The sequence below is a fragment of the Roseibium aquae genome (assembly GCF_008711285.1).
GTDB classification, from domain to species: Bacteria; Pseudomonadota; Alphaproteobacteria; order Rhizobiales; family Stappiaceae; genus Roseibium; species Roseibium aquae.
In genome coordinates this window covers 1-25,006 of the sequence record NZ_VXDC01000003.1, presented here as the reverse complement: position 1 = coordinate 25,006, position 25,006 = coordinate 1, and the positions used below count along the sequence as shown (strand labels likewise).

Here is a 25,006-nt window from a genome sequence, read left to right as displayed (position 1 = left end):
TCTTTTCCTGTATTTTTTGTAATACAGATATTGTTTTAAGAAAAGACAGATTTTTGATTGAAAATAAGCTTTCTTGTTGCTTTTCTGTAATCAGAGGCTACCGTTGTGTCCGCGAGAAGGAGGTGGCGTGTGAGCGAGTTGCTGCAGACGAGTTTGCCGGAAGGCGGGAAGGCCCGCAGGGTCTATCTTTTGCTGCGGGACGAGATGGCCAATGGCACTCTCCCTGAAGGTGGGGTGATGCCCGGAGAGCAGAGGCTGGCCGAGGTGCACGGCGTGTCCCGGGTCACCATACGCAGGGCACTCGACGCTTTGGCCGCCGATGGGCTGATCGAAAAGCGCGCCGGGTCCGGTACGTTTGTGAAGCAGCGTGAAGAAGTGCCATCGCCGCTTGCCGGCGATATGGCGTCCCTTATGCCGCAGCTTGTTGAGATGGGCCGGAACACCACCGCGCGCCTGATTTCGTTCGCCTACGGGGCGCCCCCAGCGGCGGTGGCCCGCGCATTGGATCTGCAGGCGTCCGCGCGCGTGCAAACGGCGATCCGGGTTCGTCTCGTCGACGATGTGCCTTTTTCGCATTTGACAACCCACGTACCGGAAGAGATTGCCGCGCATTACGGTGAGGCCGATCTTGCCACGACCCCGCTCTTCCAGTTGCTGGAGCGCAGCGGTGTTCAGGTGGACAGCGCCCACCAAAGCGTGACCGCGACCTTGGCAGCTCCCGATGTCGCCGACGCGCTCGGGATATCCGTAGGGACGGCGCTGCTGTCGTTGAAGCGGGTTGTGCGGGATGCTTCCGGCCGGGGGGTGGAGCACCTCACGGCCTACTACCGGCCCGATTTGTTCCGGCTTGAAATGTCGCTCGCGCGGGTCGGTTCGGGCCAGGCCCGGCATTGGGAGCCGGTGATCGGCCCCGGCGAGACGGAGGGCAACTGATGAGCGCGCCACGCACTCTCTTTGACAAGGTGTGGGACGGGCATGTCGTGCTCGAGCGGCCGGATGGCGTGGCCTTGCTTTGGGTGGATCGTCATTTTGTCCACGAAGGATCCCACCACGGGTTTGCGAAACTCGCCGCCCGTGGGATGGCGCTGGCCCAGCCGGAATTGACCTTCGGTGTGGTCGATCATTACGCCCCCACGCGCGGAGGGCTGGCGGCGGCCGCGCCGGACATTCAACGCATGGTCCGGACGCTGGAAACCAATGCCGAGGCCCATGGATTCCGGTGCTTCGGTCTGGACGATCCACGCCAGGGGATTGTCCATGTGATCGGGCCGGAGCAGGGCTTGACGCTGCCCGGACTGACCATCAATTGCGGCGATAGCCACACCTCAACCCACGGGGCTTTCGGCGCGCTCGCCTTTGGAATTGGCGCAACCGAGGTGGCGCATGTGCTGGCCACGCAGACGATCTGGCAAAAACGCCCGAAACGCATGCGGATCACGATCGAAGGCGTGCTCGGCCCCGGCGTCAGCGCCAAGGATATGGCGCTGTGCTGGATCGCCAGGCTTGGCGCCGACGGCGCGCAAGGCCATGCGGTGGAATATGCCGGCGCCGCCGTGCGGAACCTTTCAATGGAGGGCCGCATGACACTGTGCAACCTGTCGATCGAGGGCGGCGCGCGATGTGGCCTGGTCGCGCCTGACCAGGTGACCGTGGACTATCTGCACGGCCGTCCATTCGCGCCGGCCGGTCCGGAGTTTGATCGTGCCGCGCAGGTGTGGATGGACCTTGCCAGCGATGCGCAGGCCTTGTTCGACCGGGAGATTTTGCTGGATGCGGCGGACATTGCGCCAACGGTGACATGGGGCACGAGCCCGGAAGAGGCCTTGCCGGTCACCGCTTCCGTTCCCGACCCCGCGGGCCTGCCGCAGGGCAGGGCCGAGCGGGCCCGCGAGGCGCTCGACTACATGGGCCTGATACCCGGGCAACCGCTCGCGGGAACGCCGATCGATACCGTCTTCATCGGGTCATGCACGAACGCGCGGATCGAGGATCTGCGGGCTGCAGCGGCCGTGCTCAGCGGGCGCAGGGCAAAGGTGCCCGGCCTCGTGTCGCCCGGCTCGCGCAAGATCAAGGCGCAGGCCGAACAGGAGGGTCTCGACCGGATCTTCATTGAGGCCGGCCTGGAATGGGCCGAGCCGGGATGTTCCATGTGCGTTGGCATGAATGGGGATATTGTCGGCGCCGGCAAGCGATGCGCGTCCACGACAAACCGGAATTTTCGCGGGCGTCAGGGACGGGGGGCCCGGACCCATCTGATGTCGCCGGCGATGGTCGCCGCAGCGGCGGTCGCGGGTGGGCTGGCGGATGTCCGGCCATTGCTGGAGGGGCGTGCATGAGCGGCTGGACCCGCTTCACGGGACAGGCGGTGGCGCTGCCCCTGGAAAGCATCGACACCGACCAATTGATCCCGGCCCGCTTCATGTCCGCGCCGCGTGGCGAGGGCTATGGCTCCTTCCTGCTTCACGACTTGCGCTTCGACAGTGCGGGCAAGGCCGATCCGGCGTTTGTTCTGAACCGGCACCGCGATGCGAACGTGCTTGTGACCCGCCGGAATTTTGGCTGTGGATCCTCCCGGGAAGCGGCGGTCTATGCACTCGTCGATTTTGGGATCAAAGCCGTTATTGCCCCCAGCTTCGGGGACATTTTCGCCGCCAATGCGATCAATAACGGACTTCTGCCCGCGTCAGCCGGGGCAGCGGTGGTGGAGGACCTGATCGCCGCCCTCGGCGCCGATACGGCGGAGGTGGGGATCGATCTGGCCGCAGGTGCGATTTTTCTGGCCGGCCGGGGGATCGAACTGCGCCTTGCCCCGGATGCGCGCGACAAACTGATCAATGGCTGGGACGACATCGACCTGACGAAGGCCCACGGGCAGGAGATCGCCGCGTTTTGCGCGCGCCATCGCCGCCAGGCGCCGTGGTCGTGGCCTGGGCATGGCTAAGGATTCGCGCCGGTAGACGCGCGAAGTTGCAGGGAACGGGCTTCAGCCGTTCCGACAAAATGGGGGTTGGCCTTCCAGCCTCGGGGAAAATGAGGAGAATTCCATGAAGAAATCTGTGATCGGCGCTCTCGTCGCCGGGTCCACCCTCATCGGGTCGGCCGCATACGGGGAGGAGACGATTACGGCTGTCCATGCCTTTCCGGAAACCCTGATCTATACGCAGAGTTTCCTGGCCTTTGTCGACAAGGTCAACGAGGCTGGCGAAGGTGTGATCCAGATCGATGTCCGGGGCGGACCGGAAGCGATTGGCATGTTCCAGCAGCCTGATGCGGTGCGCGACGGCATTGTCGATATGGTCTACACGCCCGGATCCTTCTATGGCGGCGCATTGCCGGAAAAGGACGCCCTGGTCGCCTCGAACCTGACCGCGGTCGAAACCCGCGAAAACGGCGGCACCGCGCTGATCGATCAAATCCATCAGGAGAAGATGGGTCTGAAGTATCTCGGCTGGTTCGATTCCGGTGTGTGCTACAATCTGTGGACGCGGAACGCCCCCGAGTTCGATGAGAATGGCAATCTCAAGGTTTCGGGCCTCAAGTTGCGCGGCAACGCCGTGTACAACGCATTCTTCTCCAACTATCTCGGTGCGCAGGTGATCGATCTGCCGACCGGAGACGTCTATGCCGGCCTGCAGCGCGGTGTGGTGGACGCCACGGGGTGGACCCAGATCGGCCTGATTGACCTGAAGTGGAACGAGTTCCTCAACTACCGCATCGAGCCCTGCTTCTTCTCGACCGATCTGGGCGTGATCGTCAATCTCGAGACTTGGAACGGCCTGAGCGCTGAAGCCCAGAAGATCCTTCAGGACGTTGCCATCCAGCACGAAAAGGACAGCGTCGCGGCGCTTCGCACGAAACGGGATGATGACTTCGCCAAGCTGGAAGAGCAGGGCATGCAGGTTGTCAGCCTCGAGGGCGAAGCCAAGGCGAACTATCTGAAAGCGGCCCGGGAAACCACCTGGGAGCGGATGCGCGGCCTGATGGCCGAACAGCCCGGCGGAACGGACAATTACGACCGGCTGATCGAACTGTTCTACGATCCGGCTGGCGATCAGTAACAGTTTCAAACCTCCGGCCCGGCGCCTAGCCGGGCCATCCTCCGCCCAAGGTGAGGACGGCGAATATGCAGGCAATTGCCCGTCTCTATGACAGGTTCGTTGACATGATGGCCCTTGTTGCGGCGTTGATGCTGGTCTGGCTGATGGTGTCGGTGGTGGTCTCCGTCATCATGCGTAATATCGGTATACAGCCCTTTGCCTGGCTGTTCACATCGTCCGAATACGCGCTCTTGTACATGACCATGCTGGGGGCGCCCTGGCTCGTCCGGAAAAAGGGTCATGTCCACATCGAACTGGTGACAGCGGCTTTGCCGCCCCTTGCGCGCATGATCGTCAGCCGGTTCGTCGCGGCACTTTGCGTGATCGTGTGTGTCGTGCTCGCCTGGAAGGGCTTCGACCTGTTTCAGACCAATCTGGAGCGCAACGACTATGACGTGCGGGCCTATTTCTACCCGCGCTGGCTTCTGACCGTCTGTTTTCCGATCGCCTTTGGTGTCATGGCGATCGAATTTGCCCGTTTTGTCTTCGGGCGTGAATTGATGCATTCCGGCAAGGCGGGGATCCACGAATAATGGAATGGTATGAAGCGCTCGCTGTTTTGCTTGGCAGCATCATGTTTCTCATGGCCATTGGCATGCCGGTGGCCCTGGCCTTTCTGGCGGCCAACATCATCGGCGCCTGGATCTTCATGGGCGGCGAGCGGGGCGTCAGCGCTCTGCTCAACAATGGCTGGGGAGCGCTGACCAGCTTTGCCCTGGTGCCCATTCCGCTGTTCTTGCTGATGGGCGAAGTGTTCTTTCAAACCGGCCTTGGAGGCCGGATGTTCAACGCGATTGACAAATTGCTCGGCCGCTTGCCGGGCCGGCTCAGCTACGTCACCGTTCTGGGCGGCACCGGGTTCTCCACCCTCTCGGGGTCCTCCATGGGTTCCACCGCGCTGCTTGGCAGTCTGATGGTCCCGGAGATGAAGGCCCGGGGCTACAAAAGCCATATGTCGATCGGTCCAATCCTCGGCACCGGCGGCCTTGCGATCATTATCCCGCCCTCTGCCCTCGCGGTGCTTTTGGCAACGCTGGCGCAGATCGATGTGGGCGCATTACTGATTGCCGGGATCGTTCCGGGCCTCCTGCTCGCAGCCCTTTACATGCTGACGATCTGGATCCAGACGAAACGGGATCCGCAGGCCGCTCCCGCCTATGACGTGGAGGAACTGGGGACCGGACAGAAACTGTCCCTGCTCCTTTCGGATGTGCTGCCCCAGGTCGGGCTGATGGTGGTGATCGTGACGCTGATGATCAACGGCTTCATGACGCCATCCGAGGCGGCGGCTTTCGGTGCGCTGGGCGTTTTCATTCTTGCCGCCCTTTACCGCTGCCTGACCTGGGATGCGATCAAGAAATCGGTCTGGGGCGCCTTGCGGGTCACCCTGATGGCGTACCTGATCGTGTTTGGATCGGCGACATTCAGTCAGATCCTCGCATTCTCGGGGGCATCGCGCGGATTGATCAACTGGGCGACCGGGTTCGATCTCGACCCGATCTTCATGCTGCTCGTGATGTTCGGCGTGCTTCTTCTTCTGGGCATGTTCATGGAGCAGATCTCCATCATGCTCCTGACTGTCCCGATCTTTTTCCCGCTGGCGACCAGCATCGGTTTTGATCCGATCTGGTTCGGCCTGGTCATGCTGCTGGCCTTGGAGATCAGCTTCACCACGCCGCCTTTCGGGCTGCTCCTGTTCGTGATGAAAGGCGTGGCGCCGCCGGAGACGACAATGGGACAGATCTACCGGGCCGCAATCCCTTTCATCTTCTGCTCACTGTTGGTCGTCGCGCTGTTGATCTTGTTTCCTGGCCTCGCGACCTGGCTGCCCGGTTTGCAGTAGGCCGGCAGCAAAAGGAACCGTGCGCGGGCGACCGCTTGCTCCGTGGCAGAGGGTCGGTCGGCTCTGCCGTTCCAGCCAGGTCCGGACAAGGCGCCCGTGCAGGGTCACAGCACCCTGGCCAGCGCCGCCAGATCGGCCGCCAGATCGGTCAGTTCCTGTTGCAGGCGCAAGTAGCCGGGCCGTTTGCACAGCGTTGCCTCGTTCATGTAGAGCGCCCGGTTGATCTCGATCTGGATGCTATGAGAGCCCCGGCCGGGGTTTCCGTGGCGGCGGACCAGTTCGAAGCCCTTGTAGGGATCGTTGATGGCAACCGAATAGCCGCGTTCCTTGAAGAAGGTAGCAACCGTATGCGTCACCTCTGGCGCGCAGGTGCTGCCATCCCGGTCGCCAATCACGAAATCCGGACGGACGACCATGCCATCCTCGGTGGTCCGGTCGCCCATGCTGGCCATGGAATGGCAATTGACGTGAATTACCTTGCCGTGCCGGGTCCGGGCCGTCTCCATCAATCCGGCCAGTGCGTCATGATAGGGCCGCCAGAAGGTCTCGATACGGGAGGCGACTTCCGCCGCGCTCAGCGGCCGGCCGTAGATCGGCCCGAAAGCTTTCATGTCCTTCCAAATCAGCCCGACCCCGCGCTCCAGCGTCTTGGACGTCGGGTTGACCGGATAGGGCCAGGGATCGGCGATCATGGCCGTGTCGATATCGTCCTCGTTGCGGTTCGGATCGATATAGCAGCGCGGAAACAGCGCGTGCAGAAGACTGGCTCCGTGGGTCGTGACCCCGGAAAACAGTTCGTCGATATGCGCGTCCTCTGACCGCCGCAGGGTCATCCGGTCAATGATGTGGTCGAAGTCGTCTGGATAGATGGAACCGGAATGGGGGCTGTCGAAAATCAGGGGCGCATCGGGACCTTGCGGGGTCTCGATCCGATGGGTGTGGGTCATGTTTCATTCCAAAAATGGCAGGCGGCTGTGCGCCCTGGAGCGATTTCTTCAAGCTTGGGCGCCGTGGAGCGGCAGATGTCGCGCGCCATCGGGCACCGCGGATTGAAATGGCAACCGGGCGGCGGATTGAGCGGGGAGGGAATCTCCCCCTTGATCGGTTCGAACTCCCGGCGCCGCTGATCGAGCCGGGGCGCTTCCGCCAGCAAGGCCTTCGTGTAGGGATGTTTGGGAGACCTGAACAGCTCTTCGGTCGGGGCGCATTCCACGATGCGCCCCAGATACATGATCGCGACCCGGTCCGCGATGTGCTCGACGACGCTGAGATCGTGGCTTATGAAAAGATAGGTGAGCCCCAGATCCTGGCGCAGGTCCATGAACAGGTTGATCACCTGGGCCTGGATTGACACGTCCAGCGCCGCGATCGCCTCGTCGCAGACGAGAAACTTCGGTTTGACGGCAAGAGCCCGTGCGATCCCGATCCGTTGTCTCTGTCCGCCGGAGAACTGGTGCGCGTAGCGGCGCTTGAGCGATGGGTCGAGACCGACCTTGGTCATGATCTCGTCGACATAGTCCTGTTTCTCGGACGCGCTGACCAGCCCATGGACACGGGGCGCTTCGCCGATGATGTCTTCCACACGCATTCGCGGGTTGAGGCTCGCGAACGGGTCCTGGAAGATCATCTGAATGGCAAGGGTCGCTTCCCGCCGTTCCGCCGCCGAGGCCGATGCTATGTCCTTGCCCTTGAAGCGGATGGTTCCTTCCGTTGCGTCGTGAATGCCGGCAACCACCCGGCCGAGCGTGGATTTCCCGCAGCCGGATTCGCCCACCAGGCCCAGCACTTCGCCCGGAGCGATCGAAAGGCTCACCTTGTCGACCGCATGGACCGTTTCTTCGCTGATATTCGCGCCGATCGATCGGGCGAGCTTTCCGGCGAAATCGAGCCGCTTGTAGAAGCGCTTGGACACGCCGTCGATTTCCAGGATGGGCGCGCTCATGACAAGGCCTCCTGGACCTGCGGATTAAAGCATCGCAGTTGACGGCCGGCCACGTCCTGCACCGCCGGTTCCTGTGAACAGGCCGGGGTGGCGGCGAAACACCGGGGCGCGAAGGCACAGCCTGGCGGCAGGGCCAGCATGTTCGGCGCCATGCCTTCGATCTGGAACAGACGGGCGCCGCGCTTGTTGGCCGAAGGCACCGACCCCAGAAGACCGATGGTGTAGGGATGCAGCGGGCGGTCGATGACGTCGTCGGTCATGCCCTGTTCCACGATGCGGCCGGCATACATCACGGCGATCCTGTCGGCCAGTCCGGCCACCACGGCCAGATCATGGGAAATCCAGATCATGGACGTGCCCGTCTGGCGGGTAAGCTTTTGAGCTTCATAAATGATCTGTGCCTGGATCGTGACGTCGAGAGCGGTGGTTGGCTCATCCGCGATGATCAGGTCCGGCTTGTTCAGGAAGGCGATGGCGATCGCCACCCGCTGGCGCATGCCGCCGGACAACTGGTGAGGGTAGGCGTGGAGCCGTTCCTCGGGCGAGGGAATGCCAACAAGGCCCAACGCCTCCCTGCTGCGTTCCCAAGCGGTCCTCCGGTCCACTTTTTCGTGGGCGAGGATCGCCTCGATCATCTGGGTGTCGATCCGCAAGACCGGATTGAGGGTCATCATGGGATCTTGGAAAATCATCGCTATGCGGTTGCCGCGCAGCTTCTGCAACCGCTGGTCCAGTGCGTTCGCGATGTTTTCGCCCTGAAAGCGGATTGCCCCGCTCACGATGCGGCCGGGGGGGTCGATCAAACCGAGGATGGAGAAGCCGGTGATGGATTTACCGGATCCGGATTCGCCGACAAGCCCCATGATCTCGCCTTTCCCAACGGAAAAGCTGACCCCGTCCACGGCTTTCACGATCCCCGCATGGGTGAAGAAATGGGTGCACAGCCCATCGACTTCGAGCGTTGCTGTCATTTCTTCAGCCTCGGGTTCAACACGTCCCGCAGATGGTCGCCGACCAGGTTGATCGAAACGACCGTTGCCAGAAGGGCAAGACCGGGAAAAACCGAAATCCAGTAGCGCCCGGAGAGCATGTACTCAAAGCCATTGGCGATCAGGACGCCGAGGCTCGGTTCTGTCTGGGGAAGCCCGACGCCGAGAAAGGACAGGGTGGCCTCCAGGGAAATCGCGCTGGCCGTTTGTACCGTGCCGACGACAATCAGCGGAGCCAGGCAGTTCGGGAGGATGTGGCGGAAAACGATCCGGGCCTTGGACAGGCCAAGGCATTTTGCGGCCTCGACATATTCCTTGCGCCGCTCGACCAGCGCGGTCGCACGGACGGTGCGGGCGTAATAGGCCCATTGCGCCACGACGAGCGCCAGAATGATCTTGTCGACCCCTTTTCCGAGGATCGCCACGAGCATGAGGGCGACCAGGGATGCCGGAAAGGAGAGTTGCAGGTCCACAACCCGCATGATCAGGTTTTCGGTCCGCCCGCCGGCATAGGCCGCGATAAGGCCGATGGTCATCCCGATGACCAGTGCGATGAGGCCGGACACCACGCCGACGGACAGCGATATTCTCAGTCCATAGAGAATGGCCGAGTAAAGATCGCGCCCGGATCCGTCCGAACCCAGCCACATGGTGTAGCCGGCGAAAGCGTCCGATCCCGGCGGCAGACGGCTGTCGAAAACGTCGACCTGGGAAAGATCGTAAGGATTTTGGGGCGTGATCCAGGGTGCCAGCACCGCCAGGACAATGATCACGAGCAACATGACCAGGGCACCTGCGGCGATTTTGCTTTCGAAGAACTCGGCCGCGAAGCGGCGGAAGGGGGTCTCGACCCTTGGCGCCGGCGAAGTCAGGGTTGCATCGCTCATGCGCCTTGATCCTGCAAACGGACCCGTGGGTCGAGGAGGGAATAGATGATGTCGACAAGCAGATTGATGATCACGAAGAACAGCACCATGATCATCAGATACGCGACCACGATGGGCCTATCGAGCTGAAGGATGGCGTCGATCAGCAGTTTGCCCATGCCCGGCCAGGCGAAGATCGATTCCGTGACGACGGAAAAGCCGATCAGGCTGCCGAACTCCAGCCCCATCACGGTAACCACCGGAATCATGATGTTCTTCATGACATGAACGGAGATGATGCGCCGTGTCGAGATGCCCTTGGCCCTTGCGAATTTGACATAGTCCTGGCCCATGGCCTCGCGCACGCCGGCGCGGGTCAGGCGGATGGCCAGGGAGATTTTAAGCAGGGCCAGATTGAGCGCCGGGAGGAAAACGTGCTGCAGACCGTCCCAGGTTGCCAAGCTGGTGTGAAACCAGAGCACCTTCACCGTGTCCCCCCGTCCCGTGGACGGCAGCCAGCCCAATTCCACCGCGAACAGGATGATCAGCATCAGGCCGACCCAGAAGGTGGGGAGGGAAAACCCCAGGATCGACGCCGCCATGACGGTCTTGGATATGCGACTGTCGGGATAAAGACCGGCATAAAGTCCAAGGGGAATGCCCAGCGCGATGGACAGAAACAGCGCGCTGAAAGCAAGCTCCAGCGTGGCCGGCATATGCTGCAAGATGAGTTGCAGGGCCGGTTCGCCGAAGATGAAACTGTTGCCGAGATCGCCTTGGGCGGCCCCCTTCAAGAACAGCCAGTACTGTTCCCAGATTGGCCGGTCGAGGCCGAGCCGCGATATGGTGGCGGCAATTTCGGCCTGATCCGCGTCCGGGCTGACCAGCATGTAAACCGGATCGCCAATCACATTGACGCCGAAGAAGACTATCACCGACATGAGCATGACGACGACCGCGGCCTGAAGCAGGCGTCGAATGATAAAGACCGTCATTTGAATTCGCGCCCCGGCGGAGGGCACCGGACCATCGGGACGATGATCCGGTGCGCAAGATCAGTCTTTCGCCACGCCCATGGCGATGGTGTATTCATCGGTGCGCGGGGTATAGGTCAAGCCCTTGCGCGCGGCCCAAGTGTTCACCTGGAAATGGGTCGGGATGATCGCGACATCCTCCATGGCCATTTCCGTTGCCTTGGCCAGAAGATCCTGCCGGGCGGCATCGTCAACTGTCGCGAGCGCTTGCCGGATGATCGCGTCGATCTCCGGATTAGAGTAGCGGCCACGGTTGGTCGCACCGAGGCCCGCTTCCTGATCGTAGGTGTGAATGAGAGCCTTGAGCGGCGACGATGCTTCGCCCGATCCTGCACCCCATCCGACCAGGATGAAGCTGAACTCCGGCAGGCCTTCCGGGCTGCCCCGCGAGGCCCGGTTGAAGTAGACCGAACGCGGCATGGTTTCGACCGCCGTTTCGATCCCGACGCGGCTCAGCATCTGGGCGACGGCTTCGGCGATCTTGGCGTCGTTGATGTAGCGGTCATTGGGGCCGTGGATCGTCATCTTGAAGCCGTCGGCGTATCCCGCCTCCGCCAGCAGCGCTTTGGCGCCTTCCGGATCGTATTCGACAGGCTTCAGGTTTTCCGAAACGCCGAAGAAGCCGTCAGGAAGCACCTGGCCGGCCGGCAGCGCGACGCCTTCCATCACGCGGTCCACGATGATGTCCCGCGCGATCGCCTTGCTGATGGCGGTGCGAACCCGCACATCCATCAACGGGTTTTTGATCTCGCTGCCATCCTTGCCGGTGATGAACGGCGAGTTTTCACGGAAGTGGTCCATGTGAAGGTAAATCACACGGTTGGACGGGCCTTGGGAGACGGTGATTTCGCCGTCGTTTTTCAAGACCTCGATATCGGTCGTGGGAACACCGGAGATGACATCCACGTCACCGGCAAGCAGAGCTGCCACCCGCGACGGGCCGGAGGTGATCGGACGCAGCTCGACTTCTGACCATTCCGGTTTGGTGCCCCAATAGTCCTCGTTGCGTTCCAGAACGATAGACTGGCCGGGAGTGTAGCTGACAAACTTGAAAGGCCCGGTTCCGACCGCCGCCGTTCCGTTGTTGAACTCCTCGGTCGTCCCGTTGCAGCCGACGCTGTCGGACAGGATCGAAACGGTCGAAACGTCGTTGCCCATCAGCGGGTAGGGCGCTTCGGTTTTGAAATGCACCGTGTAGTTGTCGATTTTGACGGCAGTCTTGCCTTTCGTGTAGGTGGCGAAACTGGCCGGCGAGTTGGGAACGTTCGGCGCGCGTTCGAAGGTGCAGATTACGTCATCGGCGGTGAAGTCGGTTCCGTCATGGAACTTCACGCCCTCGCGCAGCTTGAACTCCCAGGTCAGATCGTCGATCGGCTTCCAGGACACGGCCAGACCCGGCATCAGCTGCTGCTTTTCGTCCTGCAGGATCAGCCGGTCGAAAATGTGCATGGCCAAGGCATTGTTCGGCCCCACGTTGTGAAACTGCGGGTCGATGGAGGTGGGCTCCGATGCGAGGCCGATGGTCAGCTTCTCGGCCATGGCCGCGCCGGTGCTCAGCGCAAGCGCGCTGGCAGCCGCCACAAGTGTCAATTTCATCATTGGTCAACTCCCCTCTGGGGCGGGGGGGCGTCGCGACATATTGTGCGCACCCTTATTCTCCGCCGTGTGAGATGCTAGCCACACGAATTTTCATTGCCAACCCAAAATCCTATGCAAGAGTGCATAGCTTCATTCTCTTTCGTGGATGGCATAATCCAAATTTCGAGGCATGGTTCGGATCATGGCGGTGCATCGCTACAGATTAAGAGAGTTGGAAGCGCTTCGGGCTTTGATTACGGCAGGCACAACAGTGGGGGCGGCGCAGCGGCTCGGGATCTCGCAATCTGCGGTCAGCCGGGCGCTCACGCAATTGGAAAGCCGGGTGGGCCGCGCCCTTTTCGAGCGCGCATCCGGCCGCATCGAGCCGACCGAACACGCCTTGCGCCTGAATGATCGCCTCGATCCGCTGTTCGCGACGCTGGCCGATATCGAAGGGACGGATTGGTCCGCGCGCGCGGAAGAGCCCTTGCGCCTGATCATTCCGCCCACGCTCGCGCACCATTTCATCATCCCCAAGGTCGCCAAATTCATCCAGGCGGCCCCCAACCGGCGGGTTCAACTGGATATACAGGCAACCGATGTTCTCGTGTCCGGGATTCTCGACGGACGCTATGATCTCGGGCTGACAAGCGGCATGATCCAGCGCTCCGGCGTCACCCTGATCCCCTGGCGCAAATCCAAGGTGGTGTGCGCCATGCCGGAGAACCATCCGCTCGCCCGGAACGACGTCATTGTGCCGGCGGATCTGCAAGGCGCGGATATTGTCGGATTTCTCGGCCGGTTGGGAACGCGGACCTTGATGGACCAGATTCTCGGTCTGGCCGGAGTTCAGTACAACCTGCTGGCGGAAACCGCGACGAACATGGCAGCGCTGGAACTGGTGCGCGAGGGATTGGGTGTGACGTTCATCAATCCGTTTCCCCTGGTCAGCCGGCACATGACCGGGATCGTGGTCCGGCCTTTCAAGGCGCCCATCGAATACCGGACCAGCTTCGTGGTGCCGACGGGAAAGCCGCCGACGGATCTGGCCCGCCAGTTCATGCGGTTCGTGCGTCTGAGCACGCCGAAGGATCCGTATTCCGAACCGGCCTGAACCGAGCCAGCCAACCGGTCTGTCCGGACAGAAACAACAGAGTGCGCAGGGAGACGGCGAACATGACGAAGATCGCGATACCAAACGACTACCCCGTGGAACTGGCGGCGCCGGATATTTCGGTATATGCCCCGGGAAACTGCGGTGTGCCCTATATCTGGCAGTTCGACAGCGGTGTCGCGGGCCCCAATGTCATGGTCAGCGCCATTGTTCACGGCAACGAGCCTTGCGGTGCCATTGCCCTGGACTGGCTCTTGCGGGAGGACGTGCGCCCGATCCGGGGCAAGCTGACACTCGGTTTCATGAACATTGCCGCCTATGAGGCCTTCGACCCGGCCGATCCGAATGCAACGCGCTGGCTTGACGAGGACATGAACAGGGTCTGGGGCCTCGACGTCCTGGAGGGAGAGCGTGACAGTGTGGAACTGCGTCGGGCCCGCGAAGTGCGGCCGGTCCTCGACGAGGTGGACATGCTGCTCGACATTCACTCCATGCAGCATCTGGCCCCGCCCTTGATGATGAGCGGGCAGCATCCAAAGGGACAGGAACTGGCGGCCAGGGTCGGGGTTCCGGAAAAGGTCGTCGCCGATACGGGGCATGCGGCCGGCCGGCGGATGCGGGACTACGGGGCGTTCGACGATCCGGCATCGCCCAAGGCGGCCTTGCTGATCGAGTGCGGCCAGCACTGGGAAGCCGCGTCGGGCCATCTTGCCAAGATGGCCACGGCCCGGTTTCTCGTGGCGCTCGGTGTCGTTGCCCCGGAGCTGAAGGACCGGTTCGGCGATGACGTCCCGGCGCAGCAATTCTTTCGGGTCCGCGAGGCGGTCACCATCGAGAGCGAGGTCTTCACCTTCGCCCGGCCGTTTACCGGCGGTGAAATCATCGCGAAGGCCGGAACGCTTCTGGGCCACGACGGCGACCGGGAAGTGCGCACGCCGGTCGACGACGTCATGCTGGTCATGCCGTCCAAGCGGCTGTGGAAGGGCCAGACCGCCGTCCGCCTCGCGACCCGGGACGGTGCCTGAGCGGGGTAGGCCGGAGACGGCGCATCGCTGCCTCAAGTGTGCGCGGCTGCCTCAGGTGCGTGTGGTTGCTTCAAGCGGTGTGATGTTGGCGGCCAGATGCCGGAAGGCGGCTTCCGCCGCCTCCAGCGCGCCTTCCAGGAAGCCGCCTTCGGTGGGCGCGGCTTCCGTGCCCGCGAACACGAGCCTTTCGGTGGGCGCGATCGGGCGGTAGAGCGGATGCGCATGGGGCGGCACCCGGTCGGCGGCGGTCGCGGTGGCCGGATCCGTGCTCCAGTCCTTGACGTGCATGGCGTCGGGCGCCCCGGCCCTTGCTCCGAACAGGCGCGACAGCTGCGCAAGGGCGCGTTCGGCAAAGTCTTCCGCCGCCGCCGCTCCGGGCAGGGCAAACCCGAATAGCGCCCCTGCGCGCCCGTCCTCCGGCGAAGCGTCATGGATTTCCGCCAGGGGGCCGCGATGCGAAATCGCGTCGCCGTTCAATCCGTCGTCGCGCCAGAAGGGCCGGTCATAGACGGCGATCAGCTTGGCGTGACCTGCCATCCAGGTGGGAGTGTCTGCGACCTGGAGGCCCATCGGCCGCATGAGACGCGGCGGCAGTGCCAGCACGGCCTGCCGGGCGGTCCAGCTGCGCTGCGCGGTGGTGACGATAACACCCGCGCCCGTTTCCCGCACGCCGGTCACTGCCTCAGAAAGATGCAGCGCGCCGCCAAGCCCTTCGGCCAGCGCGTCGGTGATCCGGGCAAGGCCGCCCGCAACGCGCAAGGCGCCGGCCATCGGCGCCATGTCCAGATCCCGGCGCACCGCGCCCTGGGCGTTTTCGAAGATCAGCCGCCCCGCGCTGTGCTGTTCGAAGGTGCGCAGGCCGAGGTCCCGCGCAAGACGCAGGATCCGGTGCTGGTGGGGCCAGATCCAGGCCGGACCGAGATCGTATCCCCCGGCGGACAGGACCCGTCCGCCGGCGCGCCCGCGCGCTTCGAGAACCGCGAGCTCTCGGCCCCCGGCCCGCAGCGCCGCGGCCAGCGCAAGGCCGGACAGCCCGGCGCCGACGATGAGGACATCCGTGTCAAGGGTCACGCGGCGGTCCCGGCGGCCTGCAGAAGGTGTCCGGTCTTGATCCAGACCGTCGCCCCGGCGGACCCGGCGGTGGCCTGAAGGCGGGAGCCCGCCGGCAGGCGCAGCCAGTCCCACCGGCCGAGCGCATCGCCGCCGTCGCGGATGGCCCCGTCCACCACGAAGATCTCCAGGCCGCCCGGGGCCGCGATCTCACGCGCGGTGCCCGGCGCCCAGCGTTCCATGACCACCTTCTCCCGGTCATCTTCATGCAGGTCCAGCCGTTCGACGCCGTCCGCCGCCCGGTTCCAGCCGCGCCGCGCGGTGTCGATCTGCACCCGGGTGCGGTCGCCCGGGTCGAACTGGTGCAGCTTGACAAGGATCGTCGCGCCGTCCCGGGCGGCCGGGGTGTGCGAGGATGCCGGCGGATTGCGCACATAGCTGCCAACGGGAAAATCGCCGTCCTCGTCCTGGAAGGTGCCCTCGAGAACGAGGTATTCCTCGCCCCCGTCATGGGTATGGGGGGAAAACGCGCTGCCGGGGGCGAAGCGGACGAGGCTCGTCGCCCGGGCGATTTCACCGCCGATCCGGTCCAGCATCTTGCGCTCCACACCGGGCCGGGGGGAGGCGATCCAGTCCGTGTCGTCAAACCGGACGATGGTCCGCTCGGAAAAATCAGCGTTCACGCGCATGGGTCCGTCCTCGTGCTTCGGGCCGTTCGTCATCCCCCTATCTAGAGACAAACGCCGTCCGGCACAGTCCTTTTTTCGGTGCGGCCGGGGCGAAGAGCGGGCGGCTGCATTTGGACCCGCCGCCGGCCGGGTTGACACCGCAGCGCCGTCCAGCGCCGGTCCTTGAATGACGGACTGTTCGCCGCCCCAGACGGAACGGTCGCAGGCTTTGACCTTGCCCCGCCACCGCCCCGACAGCGGCCGTCCGGCCATGGCGAGCATAGTTTTTTGGGGAGGGCGGGGAGGTGTAGTCCTGTACAGCGCTTACAAACGAAATCATCCGGCGGCAAAAACCTTGAACCAAGAGCGGATAGAGACCGAAAGGTTAATAACTTACGTGAAAAAACAAAGGCAAATGGAGGGCCACAGACTAGGTTGTGATGGCTAAATTTAGGGTTTATTTTTTCATTCAGTATGGAAGGACAGTCGCGTTGCGAATATCGAGAATAATGATCAAAAACTGGCGGAATTTCCGTGGGTCCGAGGTGTCGGATGTGTCAGATGTCGTATATTTGTTGGGTCCAAACGCATCCGGTAAATCCAATTTTCTTGATGTGATGCGTTTTCTTCGCGATCTCGGAAAATCAAAGGGCGGTGGCCTTCAAGAGGCGGTCGAGAGCCGAGGAGGGATATCGAAAATACGTTGCTTACATGCTCGTCAGGACACTGAGGTGCTGATTGATGTCGATGTTTTCGACGATGATACGTCAACTGGGTGGAATTACACTTTAGGTTTTAATATTCCCAGCAAAGGTTTTGAGAAAAACCGTCGTCCGCACATCACAAAAGAAATTGTAAATCGGATAGAAAACACTGGTGAGAAAATCAACCTGTTGAAACGTCCAAATATGGAGGATGAACAAGACGAGGCCCAGCGTCAGCAGACCTATCTCGAGCAGATAAATACTAATAAAGATTTTCGTTTTTTAGCGGAGTACTTCGGATCAATTACTTATTATCACCTCGTTCCCCAACTCCTCAAATTTGGAGATGAAATCAGTGGTCGAACGCTGGAAGATGATCCGTTCGGACAGGAGTTTTTGCTACGAGTTTCTGCAACGCAGGAGCGTACACGCAACAATCGGCTAAAAAAGATAGAAAAAGCATTGCGCTCCGTAGTCCCACAGATGGAGGACCTAAGATTTCTTAAGGACGGGATCACAGGAAGGCCTCATTTGGAAATCAAATTCAAGCATCATCGGCCACGTGGTGCACGCCAGCGAGAAGATCAATTTTCTGATGGAACTCTAAGACTAATTGCGCTTTTTTGGTTGCTTCAAGAAACGGGAGACGCACCTTTGTTGCTTGAAGAGCCCGAGCTTTCGCTTAATGAAGAAGTCGTTCGACAACTGTCATATTTGATTGAAACAGTAAGAAGACGTCGGTCGCCAAGCTCGGGTCGTCAGATATTCATCTCCACCCACAGCTACGCTTTACTGTCTAATCCTGGAATTAATGCCGACGGGATAATTATAATTGAACCGTCGGACGATGGCTCGCGCACTCGAAAGATCAACACAGCTGAACAAGCTGCACTGTCAGTTGGTCTCTCTCCAGCAGAGGCCGTGCTACCAAACACACGTGGTTTGCCGGTCGGTATGCAACTGAAGCTTGAACTATGATTGCTTACTTCTGCGTCGAAGATGCGCTCAGCCGGGCTGTCCTTGTGCGATTGCTGCAAAGCCTACTTGACGAGGTACATTTGACTGAATTGCAGCCAAACCACGGCGGCTTCGGCTGGATCAAGAAGAAGCTCGCTAATTATTGCACATTGGCCCAAAGCTACCACGTTTTTATTCTAACTGACCTTGATCGTGCGAAGTGCCCGCCGAGTTTGCGTAGAAACTGGATTGATAGCTCCGGACTGAATGAACCGCTTCCGACGAAAATGTGCTTCAATATCGCAGTGACAGAGGTTGAGGCGTGGTTGTTGGCCGACCATGTAAACCTGAGTAACTATCTTGGCATACCCATCCGATCACTTCCTGATGATACGGAAATAGCGGATCCGAAAGAACTACTGCTTAATCGCGTTAGACTGCATGGAAGTCGGGAAGCGAGGAAAGAACTGCTGCCAGCTGGAAACGCCAAGATTGGTCTCGGATATAATGCGCACCTCAGTCGATTTGCAATGGAATACTGGGATTTCAATCGGGCGGCAGATCGTAACGCTAGTCTCCACCGGGCGGTAGAGCGGATTACAGCAATTGGGCAGGCAGCATGTTAGAGAACGTGCTGAACTTTTCGCTTTTATGGGTGCCAGATAACGGATCAACATCTCCTGTGATCCGGATGTCCCTCACGCACTAAATCCACCGTAGAAACTGTCCCAATGAATGTCGGCACGGATTGGCGCGCGAAGACACCCCGCCGGTCCGCGCCCGGCCCCGGAGCAGGCCTCAACGCCTTTGGATCAAGAAAAACCCGCCCGGTCGTCTCCGATGGGCGGGTTTCTTGGTTTCAGGGGCGTTCGGGCCGCGGATTGGCCTGAAGTGGCCAATCCATATGCCCCGGGACACGTCCCGGCGGCCTCAGCTGCAGCCGCTGGTCGAGCCGCAGGTGTCGCATTTCAGGCAGGTGCCGTTGCGCACCATGGTGAAGTTGCCGCATTCCGCGCAGCTTTCGCCCTCATAGCCTTTCATGCGGGCCTGGGCGATGCGCTCGGCGTCGCTCGTGGCCTGCGGGGCCGGGGCGGTGGCCACCCGGGCGGTCGCGATCACATCCGTTCCCCGGGCGAAGGCCGTGGCCACGGCCGCGCCCTGGGCGACCGCGTCGCCGGAGACCTGCCCGCCGATGGCCTCGACCTGAAGACCGGCCGGTTCGCCCGTGCCGCTGACCAGCCGGAAGCGTTCCGTCTGCCCCCGCACCAGCCCGTGGGACACCACGCCGGGCTGCTGGCCCTTGCCCGCATCCGGACCGGAATAGCCCGCGCTGCCGGGGCTGCCGGCGAACACTTCCGGCGGCACATGGGCAAGGTCGTGACGGCCCAGATAGGACACCGCCAGTTCGCGGAACACATAGTCGAGGATCGACGTGGCGTTCTTGATCGCGTCGTTGCCCTGGACCATGCCGGCCGGCTCGAACTTGGTGAAGGTGAAGGCGTCGACATACTCCTCCAGCGGCACACCGTATTGCAGGCCGAGCGAGACGGAGATGGCGAAGTTGTTGATGAGCGCCCGCAGCGCCGAGCCTTCCTTGTTCATGTCGAGGAAGATCTCGCCGAGCCGGCCGTCGTCATACTCGCCGGTGCGCAGGAAGATCGTGTGCCCGCCCACGCGCGCCTTCTGGGTGTAGCCCTTGCGGCGGCCCGGCAGCTTCTCCTGGGTGCGCACGGCGCGTTCCACGATCCGCTCGACGATCCGCTCGGCAACCATTTCGGCCCGCGCGGCGGCCGGCTTGGCGGCCAGCTCCTCCAGCGCGTCCTCCTGCTCCTCCTCGTCGTCGGCCAGAAGCTGGGCATTGAGCGGCTGGCTGAGCTTGGAGCCGTCGCGGTAGAGCGCGTTGGCCTTGAGCGCGAGCTTCCAGGACAGCATGTAGGCGTTTTCGCAGTCCTCGACGGTCGCATCGTTCGGCATGTTGATCGTCTTGGAGATCGCGCCGGAGATGAACGGCTGGGCCGCGGCCATCATGCGGATGTGGCTTTCGACCGACAGGAAGCGCTTGCCGATGCGCCCGCACGGGTTGGCGCAGTCGAACACCGGATAGTGCTCTTGCTTGAGGAACGGCGCGCCTTCCAGCGTCATCGCCCCGCACACATGGGTGTTGGCGGCCTCGATGTCGGCCTTGGAAAAGCCCAGGAACGCCAGCAGCTCGAAGGCCGGGTCGTTCATCTGCTCTTCGGTGACGCCGAGCGCGGTCATCTGCGCGTCGCCCAGCGTCCAGCGGTTGAAGACGAACTTGATGTCAAAGGCCGAGCCGAGGCTGCCCTTCAGCTTGGCGAGGCTTTCATCCGTAAAGCCCTTGGCCTTGAGGGCGGTGGGATTGATCGCCGGCGCCTGATCCAGCGAGCCATGACCGACCGCATAGGCTTCGATCTCGGCGATCTGGCTTTCCGAATAGCCAAGCTCGCGCAGGGCTTCGGGAACGGCCCGGTTGATGATCTTGAAGTAGCCGCCGCCGGCCAGCTTCTTGAACTTCACCAGCGCGAAGTCCGGCTCGATCCCGGTCGTGTCGCAATCCATCACCAGGCCGATCGTGCCGGTCGGCGCGATGACCGTGGCCTGGGCGTTGCGGTAGCCGTTTTTCTCGCCCAGCTCCAGCGCGCGGTCCCAGGCCTTCCGGGCATGCTCGATCAGCTTCTGATCCGGGCAGGAAGCATGGTCGAGCGGAACCGGATTGGTGTTGAGCTTCTCATATCCGTCCGCCTCGCCATGGGCCGCGCGGCGGTGGTTGCGCATCACGCGCAGCATGTGCGCGGCATTGTCCTTGTAGCCCGGGAAGGCGCCGAGTTCACCGGCCATCTCGGCCGAGGTCGCATAGGACACACCGGTCATGATCGCGGTCAGCGCGCCGCAGATGGCCCGGCCTTCGTCGGAATCGTAGGGAATGCCGGAGGTCATCAACAGCCCGCCGATATTGGCGTAGCCAAGGCCGAGCGTGCGGTACTTGTAGGACAGTTCGGCGATTTCCTTGGACGGGAACTGGGCCATCAGCACCGAGATTTCCAGAACGACGGTCCACAGGCGGACGGCGTGCTCGTAAGACCCGATGTCGACGGACCGGTCAGCGTTGCGGAACTGCATCAGGTTCAAGGACGCCAGGTTGCAGGCGGTGTCGTCCAGGAACATGTATTCCGAGCACGGGTTCGACGCGCGGATTTCGCCGGAGGCCGGGCAGGTGTGCCAGTCGTTGATGGTCGTGTGGTACTGCAGGCCCGGATCGGCGGAGGCCCAGGCGGCATAGCCGATCTGCTCCCAAAGCTCCTTCGCCTTGACGGTCTTCACCACATCGCCGGTGCGCCGGGAGGTCAGATCCCAGGTGCCGTCTTCGGTCACGGCATTCAGGAAGCCGTCTGTCACGCGCACCGAATTGTTCGAGTTCTGCCCGGCAACGGTGAGATAGGCTTCTGAATCCCAGTCGGTGTCATAGACCGGGAACTCGATCTTGGTGAAGCCCTGGCGGGCGAACTGGATCACGCGCTGGATATAGTTGTCCGGCACGAGCATCTTTTTCGCGGCGCGGATTTCCCGCTTCAGGGCCGGGTTCTTGGCCGGGTCGAAGCAGTCGCCATTGTCAGCTTCGCAGTTGACGCAGGCGCGCATGATGGCGCTCAGGTGCTTCTGGCAGATCTTGGAGCCGGTGACGAGCGCCGCCACCTTCTGCTCTTCCTTCACCTTCCAGTTGATGTATTCCTCGATATCCGGGTGATCGACATCGACGACGACCATCTTGGCCGCGCGCCGGGTCGTTCCGCCGGACTTGATGGCGCCCGCCGCCCGGTCGCCGATCTTCAGGAAGCTCATCAGGCCGGACGATTTGCCGCCGCCGGACAGCTTTTCGCCTTCGCCGCGCACACGGGAGAAGTTCGAACCGGTGCCCGAGCCATATTTGAACAACCGGGCCTCGCGCACCCAAAGGTCCATGATGCCGCCGTCATTGACGAGGTCGTCCTGAACGGACTGGATGAAGCAGGCATGCGGCTGGGGATGCTCGTAGGCGGTCTTGGACTTGGTCAGCTTGCCGGTTTGGAAGTCGACATAATAATGGCCCTGGCTGGGGCCATCGATGCCATAGGCCCAGTGCAGACCGGTGTTGAACCATTGCGGGGAGTTGGGCGCGACCTTCTGGGTCGCCAGCATGTAGCGGAGCTCGTCGAAGAAGGCGCGGGCGTCATCTTCGGTATCGAAATACCCGCCTTTCCAGCCCCAGTATGTCCAGGTGCCGGCCAGCCGGTCGAACACCTGACGTCCATCCGTTTCCGAGCCGTAGCGCTCGTCCTCGGGAATGGCCTCAAGGGCGGCCGAATCGGCTTCCCGGCGCCACAGCCAGGACGGAACGGTGTTTTCTTCCACGGGCTTCAGCTTCGCCGGCACGCCCGCCTTGCGGAAGTACTTCTGGGCCAGAATGTCGGCGGCCACCTGGCTGAACTGGGAGGGCACCTGAATGTCGTCCAGCTTGAAGACGATGGATCCGTCCGGATTGCGGATCTCGCTCGTGGCCGTCCTGAACTCAATGTCGGCGTAAGGTGACTGGCCGTCTTTGGTGTAGCGCCGCTCGATCCGCATTTCTCAAGTCCCCTTTATGTCCCCGGCCGGTATGCATCGTGCCAAGCCGGGCCTAAACGCAAAAGCATGTCACAGACCGGTACCGGTCCGCATCGGCGATGATCGCCGTCCCCGTATGTGATGATCGATGATCTCGATCCGTTATCTAGTATCTGCGTGTGTGAAGGCTACCATATATAGCGCTTCTCAACAGGTATCTCTTGTTCCTTCCGAGCCGTCCGGCGCAAATGATCTCTGCCTGCTGCTTGTCGGAAACAGCCGGGTGAAATCGTCACGATACTGGGCACTGGATGGGTCGGCCCGGCAGGCTGCCGGCCCGGGTACGCACACCGGTAATGGTTAGGAAACTAGTGTAAACAAAATCTTACCGTCAAGCGTCTGGCGACAAGCTCTAGTGTACGACTTGTGGGCAAGCGCAAAATGTTGTGGCTGCATGTGAATTGCGGGGAGAGGGGGGAAAAAAGCGGAAAGCTGCCGTTCCGCGCGCCGGGTTCCGGCCGGGGCCGGCTGGTTTGCCGCCCGCGCAGTTAACTTGCCGTGGTTTGATGAAATTTTGAAGAAAAGCTGAGGAGCTCTTTTCAGCCGGGTTTAAAGCGAGCCTGTCATAACCCAAGTGTGGGGGAGACCGGAGCCCGGCAAGTCTATGAAACATCACGCAGCTTTTGGCCTTGGCGTTGAGGATCTGGACATCGTTGTCGTCGACGACAGCAAACCGATGCAGACCCTGATCCGGTCGATTCTCCTGAGTTTTCGGGTGGCCCGCGTTCGGGCCTTCGATTCGGTCGACGAGGCACTCCAGTCGATGATGGCGGAACCGCCCAACGTGATTCTCACGGATTGGCGCATGGGGCCGACGTCCGGATACCAGTTCTTGCGTCTCATTCGGCACCGGCACATGGAGCCGTTATGCTATGTGCCGCTGATGTTCATCACCGCCCACGGGACACGCGCTCTGGTCAACAAGGCGTTGCGGGCAGGAGCCCACCATTTGCTGGTAAAGCCGCTTTCGCCTTCGACGCTCTACAGCCGCCTGCGCTGGCTGGTGCAGGACGCACGGCAGATGATCCTCGAACATTCCGGCTTTTACAATGTCTCCGGGATCAACGAGGCCATGAATGCGCAGGCCGAAAAACTGCAATCGCTCCATCAGGCACGGGTTCATACACTGGCCAACGGGGAGCAGTTCGACGAGGTCCGTAGCAGGCTCGCCAACGCCATGCTAAGTGGACGCACCATTCGGGCTTCGATGCGTCCCTTGCCCAAACCCCCGGTGACCAAGGATGATGCGGCCGGTCAGGTGGTTCTGGCGCATGGCGGCGGACGGGTTCGGCGTCCTGTGTTCGCGGCGGTGAACAGCAAGGCCAAAAATTAAGTGATTCCACTTTATCGCCAGAGGAATGCGGGGAACCGGCCAAGCCCCAGAGGCGCGTTACTGGACATGGCCGCGTGTTGGGGGCATAGTCGCGCCAACTGACGCGGGGCATTTGAACGGGCCCGGCAACGGCTTTGATATGCCCGTTCAGCGTGCCCGCTCACAAGAGCACCCCGCCCGACACACGGGTTCGAGCTTAGGGACTGTCGTTCGACATGAAATTCTGGGATTTTTTGACCGAAGTCTTCACCTGGTGGAATGGCCAGACAATGGGGACACGCTTTTTCACGTGGCGAAAGGGCGAGTACGTCGGCGAGGATGAATTCGGCAACAAGTACTACCGCGAGCGCGGCGGTGAGAAGCGCTGGGTGATCTACAACGGACTGGCGGAAGCCTCTTCCATCCCACCCGGTTGGCACGGTTGGATCCACCACCGCGTGGATGTCGCCCCGAGCGAGGAAGAGTACCATGCCAAGTCCTGGCAGTTGGCGCATCAGGTCAACCCGACCGGTACACCGGCCGCCTATCGTCCGGAAGGCTCCATTCTGACACCGGAAAAGCGCCCGGAGGTGACCGGGGATTACCAGGCATGGTCTCCCGGCCAATAGCCGCCGCAGGCCGGTGGCCCAAGGCCGGACGTTGTGCGAGCATCGTCCGGCATTCAATCGCGTAATACCTTCACTCTGCCTCAAAATAGCGAAAACGGATCCGGTCTCGGCCAGTTGAGCGGGCCGATGCTATCGTGCATCGGCCGCCGGTGCGCTCGCAGGCGTGGGGGCCCGGCGGGGGCCGGCAACGGGATTGTTTCTCGGGGGCACGGATTGGTGTCCTGGTGCCGCCCAAAGCGGCTCCCGGTTGGGTTGAAGCGGTCCGTTCCAAACTGACTTGTGAGAATTGCTCGCTGTATCAACGTTTCAGAAGACGGTTCAACGCTTCCGATAGCGGGACTGTAGCGGTCAGGATCCTTTGTGAGGGTCGGGTATGACGAATCCCTTTTCCAGGGCGTCCTGCCGGTAATGGTAGTGTCAAATATCTTTCGCACTTTCGTTTTCAGGCGACGGCTCCGTGTGCTTGGTTCTGCTCTTGGTAGAGCGGCGCCATGTTGATGTATTTTTGCGCTGACCATTTACCGGCCGCGATGTGC

The 25,006-nt window shown here is 61.8% G+C and carries 21 protein-coding genes; 12 read left to right on the top strand and 9 right to left on the bottom strand.

The window, feature by feature from the left end:
- Window positions 1-129: 129 nt before the first annotated feature.
- The 6 genes from F0184_RS05775 (at window position 130) to F0184_RS05750 (ending at window position 5,940) form a co-directional block, all read left to right on the top strand.
- The gene (locus tag F0184_RS05775) at window positions 130-933 is read left to right on the top strand and encodes a GntR family transcriptional regulator (protein ID WP_150495225.1); all 804 of its coding nucleotides are present in this window, start codon (window positions 130-132) and stop codon (window positions 931-933) included.
- Complete coding sequence (gene leuC, locus F0184_RS05770; RefSeq protein ID WP_150495224.1) at window positions 933-2,336, top strand: 3-isopropylmalate dehydratase large subunit; 1,404 nt, start codon at window positions 933-935, stop codon at window positions 2,334-2,336. The genes F0184_RS05775 and leuC overlap by 1 nt, the downstream gene beginning before the upstream one ends.
- The gene (gene leuD, locus F0184_RS05765) at window positions 2,333-2,941 is read left to right on the top strand and encodes a 3-isopropylmalate dehydratase small subunit (protein WP_150495223.1); all 609 of its coding nucleotides are present in this window, start codon (window positions 2,333-2,335) and stop codon (window positions 2,939-2,941) included. Before leuC ends, leuD begins: the two co-directional genes overlap by 4 nt.
- Before the next feature lie 103 nt (window positions 2,942-3,044).
- Window positions 3,045-4,058 carry a TRAP transporter substrate-binding protein DctP gene (dctP, locus tag F0184_RS05760; RefSeq protein WP_150495222.1) on the top strand — a complete coding sequence of 338 codons (1,014 nt, stop codon included), beginning with the start codon at window positions 3,045-3,047 and terminating at the stop codon, window positions 4,056-4,058.
- Window positions 4,059-4,123: 65 nt separating this feature from the next.
- Complete coding sequence (locus F0184_RS05755) at window positions 4,124-4,630, top strand: TRAP transporter small permease (RefSeq protein ID WP_150495221.1); 507 nt, start codon at window positions 4,124-4,126, stop codon at window positions 4,628-4,630.
- Window positions 4,630-5,940 carry a TRAP transporter large permease gene (locus F0184_RS05750; protein WP_150495220.1) on the top strand — a complete coding sequence of 437 codons (1,311 nt, stop codon included), beginning with the start codon at window positions 4,630-4,632 and terminating at the stop codon, window positions 5,938-5,940. The genes F0184_RS05755 and F0184_RS05750 overlap by 1 nt, the downstream gene beginning before the upstream one ends.
- A gap of 104 nt (window positions 5,941-6,044) precedes the next feature.
- On the opposite strand, the gene F0184_RS05745 is transcribed toward F0184_RS05750, so the two are convergent.
- The 6 genes from F0184_RS05745 to F0184_RS05720 are packed head-to-tail and all read right to left on the bottom strand — an operon-like array spanning window position 6,045 to window position 12,370.
- Complete coding sequence (locus tag F0184_RS05745; protein WP_150495219.1) at window positions 6,045-6,887, bottom strand: N-formylglutamate amidohydrolase; 843 nt, start codon at window positions 6,885-6,887, stop codon at window positions 6,045-6,047.
- The gene (locus F0184_RS05740) at window positions 6,884-7,882 is read right to left on the bottom strand and encodes an ABC transporter ATP-binding protein (RefSeq protein ID WP_150495218.1); all 999 of its coding nucleotides are present in this window, start codon (window positions 7,880-7,882) and stop codon (window positions 6,884-6,886) included. Before F0184_RS05740 ends, F0184_RS05745 begins: the two co-directional genes overlap by 4 nt.
- Window positions 7,879-8,853, bottom strand: coding sequence for an ABC transporter ATP-binding protein (locus tag F0184_RS05735; protein WP_150495217.1), 975 nt, complete (start codon window positions 8,851-8,853; stop codon window positions 7,879-7,881). Before F0184_RS05735 ends, F0184_RS05740 begins: the two co-directional genes overlap by 4 nt.
- Entirely contained in the window at window positions 8,850-9,758 is a 909-nt protein-coding gene (locus F0184_RS05730) for an ABC transporter permease (protein ID WP_150495216.1), read from the bottom strand. Before F0184_RS05730 ends, F0184_RS05735 begins: the two co-directional genes overlap by 4 nt.
- A complete protein-coding gene (locus F0184_RS05725; RefSeq protein WP_150495215.1) occupies window positions 9,755-10,732 on the bottom strand; it encodes an ABC transporter permease in 978 nt (325 codons plus the stop codon). The genes F0184_RS05730 and F0184_RS05725 overlap by 4 nt, the downstream gene beginning before the upstream one ends.
- A gap of 60 nt (window positions 10,733-10,792) precedes the next feature.
- Complete coding sequence (locus F0184_RS05720) at window positions 10,793-12,370, bottom strand: ABC transporter substrate-binding protein (protein ID WP_150495214.1); 1,578 nt, start codon at window positions 12,368-12,370, stop codon at window positions 10,793-10,795.
- 181 nt (window positions 12,371-12,551) lie between these two features.
- On the opposite strand from F0184_RS05720, the gene F0184_RS05715 reads away from it, so the two are divergent.
- A complete protein-coding gene (locus tag F0184_RS05715) occupies window positions 12,552-13,463 on the top strand; it encodes a LysR family transcriptional regulator (RefSeq protein ID WP_208998344.1) in 912 nt (303 codons plus the stop codon).
- Window positions 13,464-13,525: 62 nt separating this feature from the next.
- Window positions 13,526-14,488, top strand: a complete 963-nt coding sequence (locus F0184_RS05710) for a M14 family metallopeptidase (protein ID WP_150495213.1) — start codon at window positions 13,526-13,528, stop codon at window positions 14,486-14,488.
- Window positions 14,489-14,539: 51 nt separating this feature from the next.
- On the opposite strand, the gene F0184_RS05705 is transcribed toward F0184_RS05710, so the two are convergent.
- Together F0184_RS05705 and F0184_RS05700 are read right to left on the bottom strand one after the other, a co-directional pair.
- The gene (locus F0184_RS05705) at window positions 14,540-15,559 is read right to left on the bottom strand and encodes a flavin monoamine oxidase family protein (protein ID WP_150495212.1); all 1,020 of its coding nucleotides are present in this window, start codon (window positions 15,557-15,559) and stop codon (window positions 14,540-14,542) included.
- On the bottom strand, window positions 15,556-16,227 hold the full coding sequence (locus F0184_RS05700; RefSeq protein ID WP_150495211.1) for a cupin domain-containing protein: 672 nt from the start codon (window positions 16,225-16,227) through the stop codon (window positions 15,556-15,558). The genes F0184_RS05705 and F0184_RS05700 overlap by 4 nt, the downstream gene beginning before the upstream one ends.
- Before the next feature lie 533 nt (window positions 16,228-16,760).
- Between F0184_RS05700 and F0184_RS05695 the strand changes: the two genes are divergently transcribed.
- Window positions 16,761-17,888, top strand: coding sequence for an AAA family ATPase (locus F0184_RS05695; protein ID WP_206668309.1), 1,128 nt, complete (start codon window positions 16,761-16,763; stop codon window positions 17,886-17,888).
- Entirely contained in the window at window positions 17,885-18,493 is a 609-nt protein-coding gene (locus F0184_RS05690) for a hypothetical protein (protein WP_150495210.1), read from the top strand. The genes F0184_RS05695 and F0184_RS05690 overlap by 4 nt, the downstream gene beginning before the upstream one ends.
- A gap of 304 nt (window positions 18,494-18,797) precedes the next feature.
- Here the strand turns inward: F0184_RS05690 and F0184_RS05685 are convergent, their stop codons facing one another.
- Window positions 18,798-22,490, bottom strand: coding sequence for a vitamin B12-dependent ribonucleotide reductase (locus tag F0184_RS05685; protein WP_150495209.1), 3,693 nt, complete (start codon window positions 22,488-22,490; stop codon window positions 18,798-18,800).
- Between the two features lie 643 nt (window positions 22,491-23,133).
- Between F0184_RS05685 and F0184_RS05680 the strand changes: the two genes are divergently transcribed.
- Window positions 23,134-23,862: a response regulator gene (locus F0184_RS05680; RefSeq protein WP_150495208.1), complete on the top strand. Its 729-nt coding sequence runs from the start codon at window positions 23,134-23,136 to the stop codon at window positions 23,860-23,862.
- Window positions 23,863-24,077: 215 nt separating this feature from the next.
- Window positions 24,078-24,470, top strand: coding sequence for an NADH:ubiquinone oxidoreductase subunit NDUFA12 (locus F0184_RS05675; RefSeq protein ID WP_150495207.1), 393 nt, complete (start codon window positions 24,078-24,080; stop codon window positions 24,468-24,470).
- Window positions 24,471-25,006 lie beyond the last annotated feature (536 nt).

Excerpts from the sequence above, each read along its gene's own strand:
- F0184_RS05720 (WP_150495214.1), bottom strand. The coding sequence starts at position 12,370 with ATGATGAAATTGACACTTGTGGCGGCTGCCAGCGCGCTTGCGCTGAGC.
- F0184_RS05745 (WP_150495219.1), bottom strand. The coding sequence starts at position 6,887 with ATGACCCACACCCATCGGATCGAGACCCCGCAAGGTCCCGATGCGCCC.
- F0184_RS05750 (WP_150495220.1), top strand. The coding sequence starts at position 4,630 with ATGGAATGGTATGAAGCGCTCGCTGTTTTGCTTGGCAGCATCATGTTT.
- F0184_RS05730 (WP_150495216.1), bottom strand. The coding sequence starts at position 9,758 with ATGAGCGATGCAACCCTGACTTCGCCGGCGCCAAGGGTCGAGACCCCC.
- F0184_RS05740 (WP_150495218.1), bottom strand. The coding sequence starts at position 7,882 with ATGAGCGCGCCCATCCTGGAAATCGACGGCGTGTCCAAGCGCTTCTAC.
- leuC (WP_150495224.1), top strand. The coding sequence starts at position 933 with ATGAGCGCGCCACGCACTCTCTTTGACAAGGTGTGGGACGGGCATGTC.
- F0184_RS05715 (WP_208998344.1), top strand. The coding sequence starts at position 12,552 with ATGGCGGTGCATCGCTACAGATTAAGAGAGTTGGAAGCGCTTCGGGCT.
- F0184_RS05755 (WP_150495221.1), top strand. The coding sequence starts at position 4,124 with ATGCAGGCAATTGCCCGTCTCTATGACAGGTTCGTTGACATGATGGCC.
- F0184_RS05710 (WP_150495213.1), top strand. The coding sequence starts at position 13,526 with ATGACGAAGATCGCGATACCAAACGACTACCCCGTGGAACTGGCGGCG.
- leuD (WP_150495223.1), top strand. The coding sequence starts at position 2,333 with ATGAGCGGCTGGACCCGCTTCACGGGACAGGCGGTGGCGCTGCCCCTG.
- F0184_RS05675 (WP_150495207.1), top strand. The coding sequence starts at position 24,078 with ATGAAATTCTGGGATTTTTTGACCGAAGTCTTCACCTGGTGGAATGGC.
- dctP (WP_150495222.1), top strand. The coding sequence starts at position 3,045 with ATGAAGAAATCTGTGATCGGCGCTCTCGTCGCCGGGTCCACCCTCATC.
- F0184_RS05725 (WP_150495215.1), bottom strand. The coding sequence starts at position 10,732 with ATGACGGTCTTTATCATTCGACGCCTGCTTCAGGCCGCGGTCGTCGTC.
- F0184_RS05735 (WP_150495217.1), bottom strand. The coding sequence starts at position 8,853 with ATGACAGCAACGCTCGAAGTCGATGGGCTGTGCACCCATTTCTTCACC.
- F0184_RS05700 (WP_150495211.1), bottom strand. The coding sequence starts at position 16,227 with ATGCGCGTGAACGCTGATTTTTCCGAGCGGACCATCGTCCGGTTTGAC.
- F0184_RS05690 (WP_150495210.1), top strand. The coding sequence starts at position 17,885 with ATGATTGCTTACTTCTGCGTCGAAGATGCGCTCAGCCGGGCTGTCCTT.
- F0184_RS05685 (WP_150495209.1), bottom strand. The coding sequence starts at position 22,490 with ATGCGGATCGAGCGGCGCTACACCAAAGACGGCCAGTCACCTTACGCC.
- F0184_RS05680 (WP_150495208.1), top strand. The coding sequence starts at position 23,134 with ATGAAACATCACGCAGCTTTTGGCCTTGGCGTTGAGGATCTGGACATC.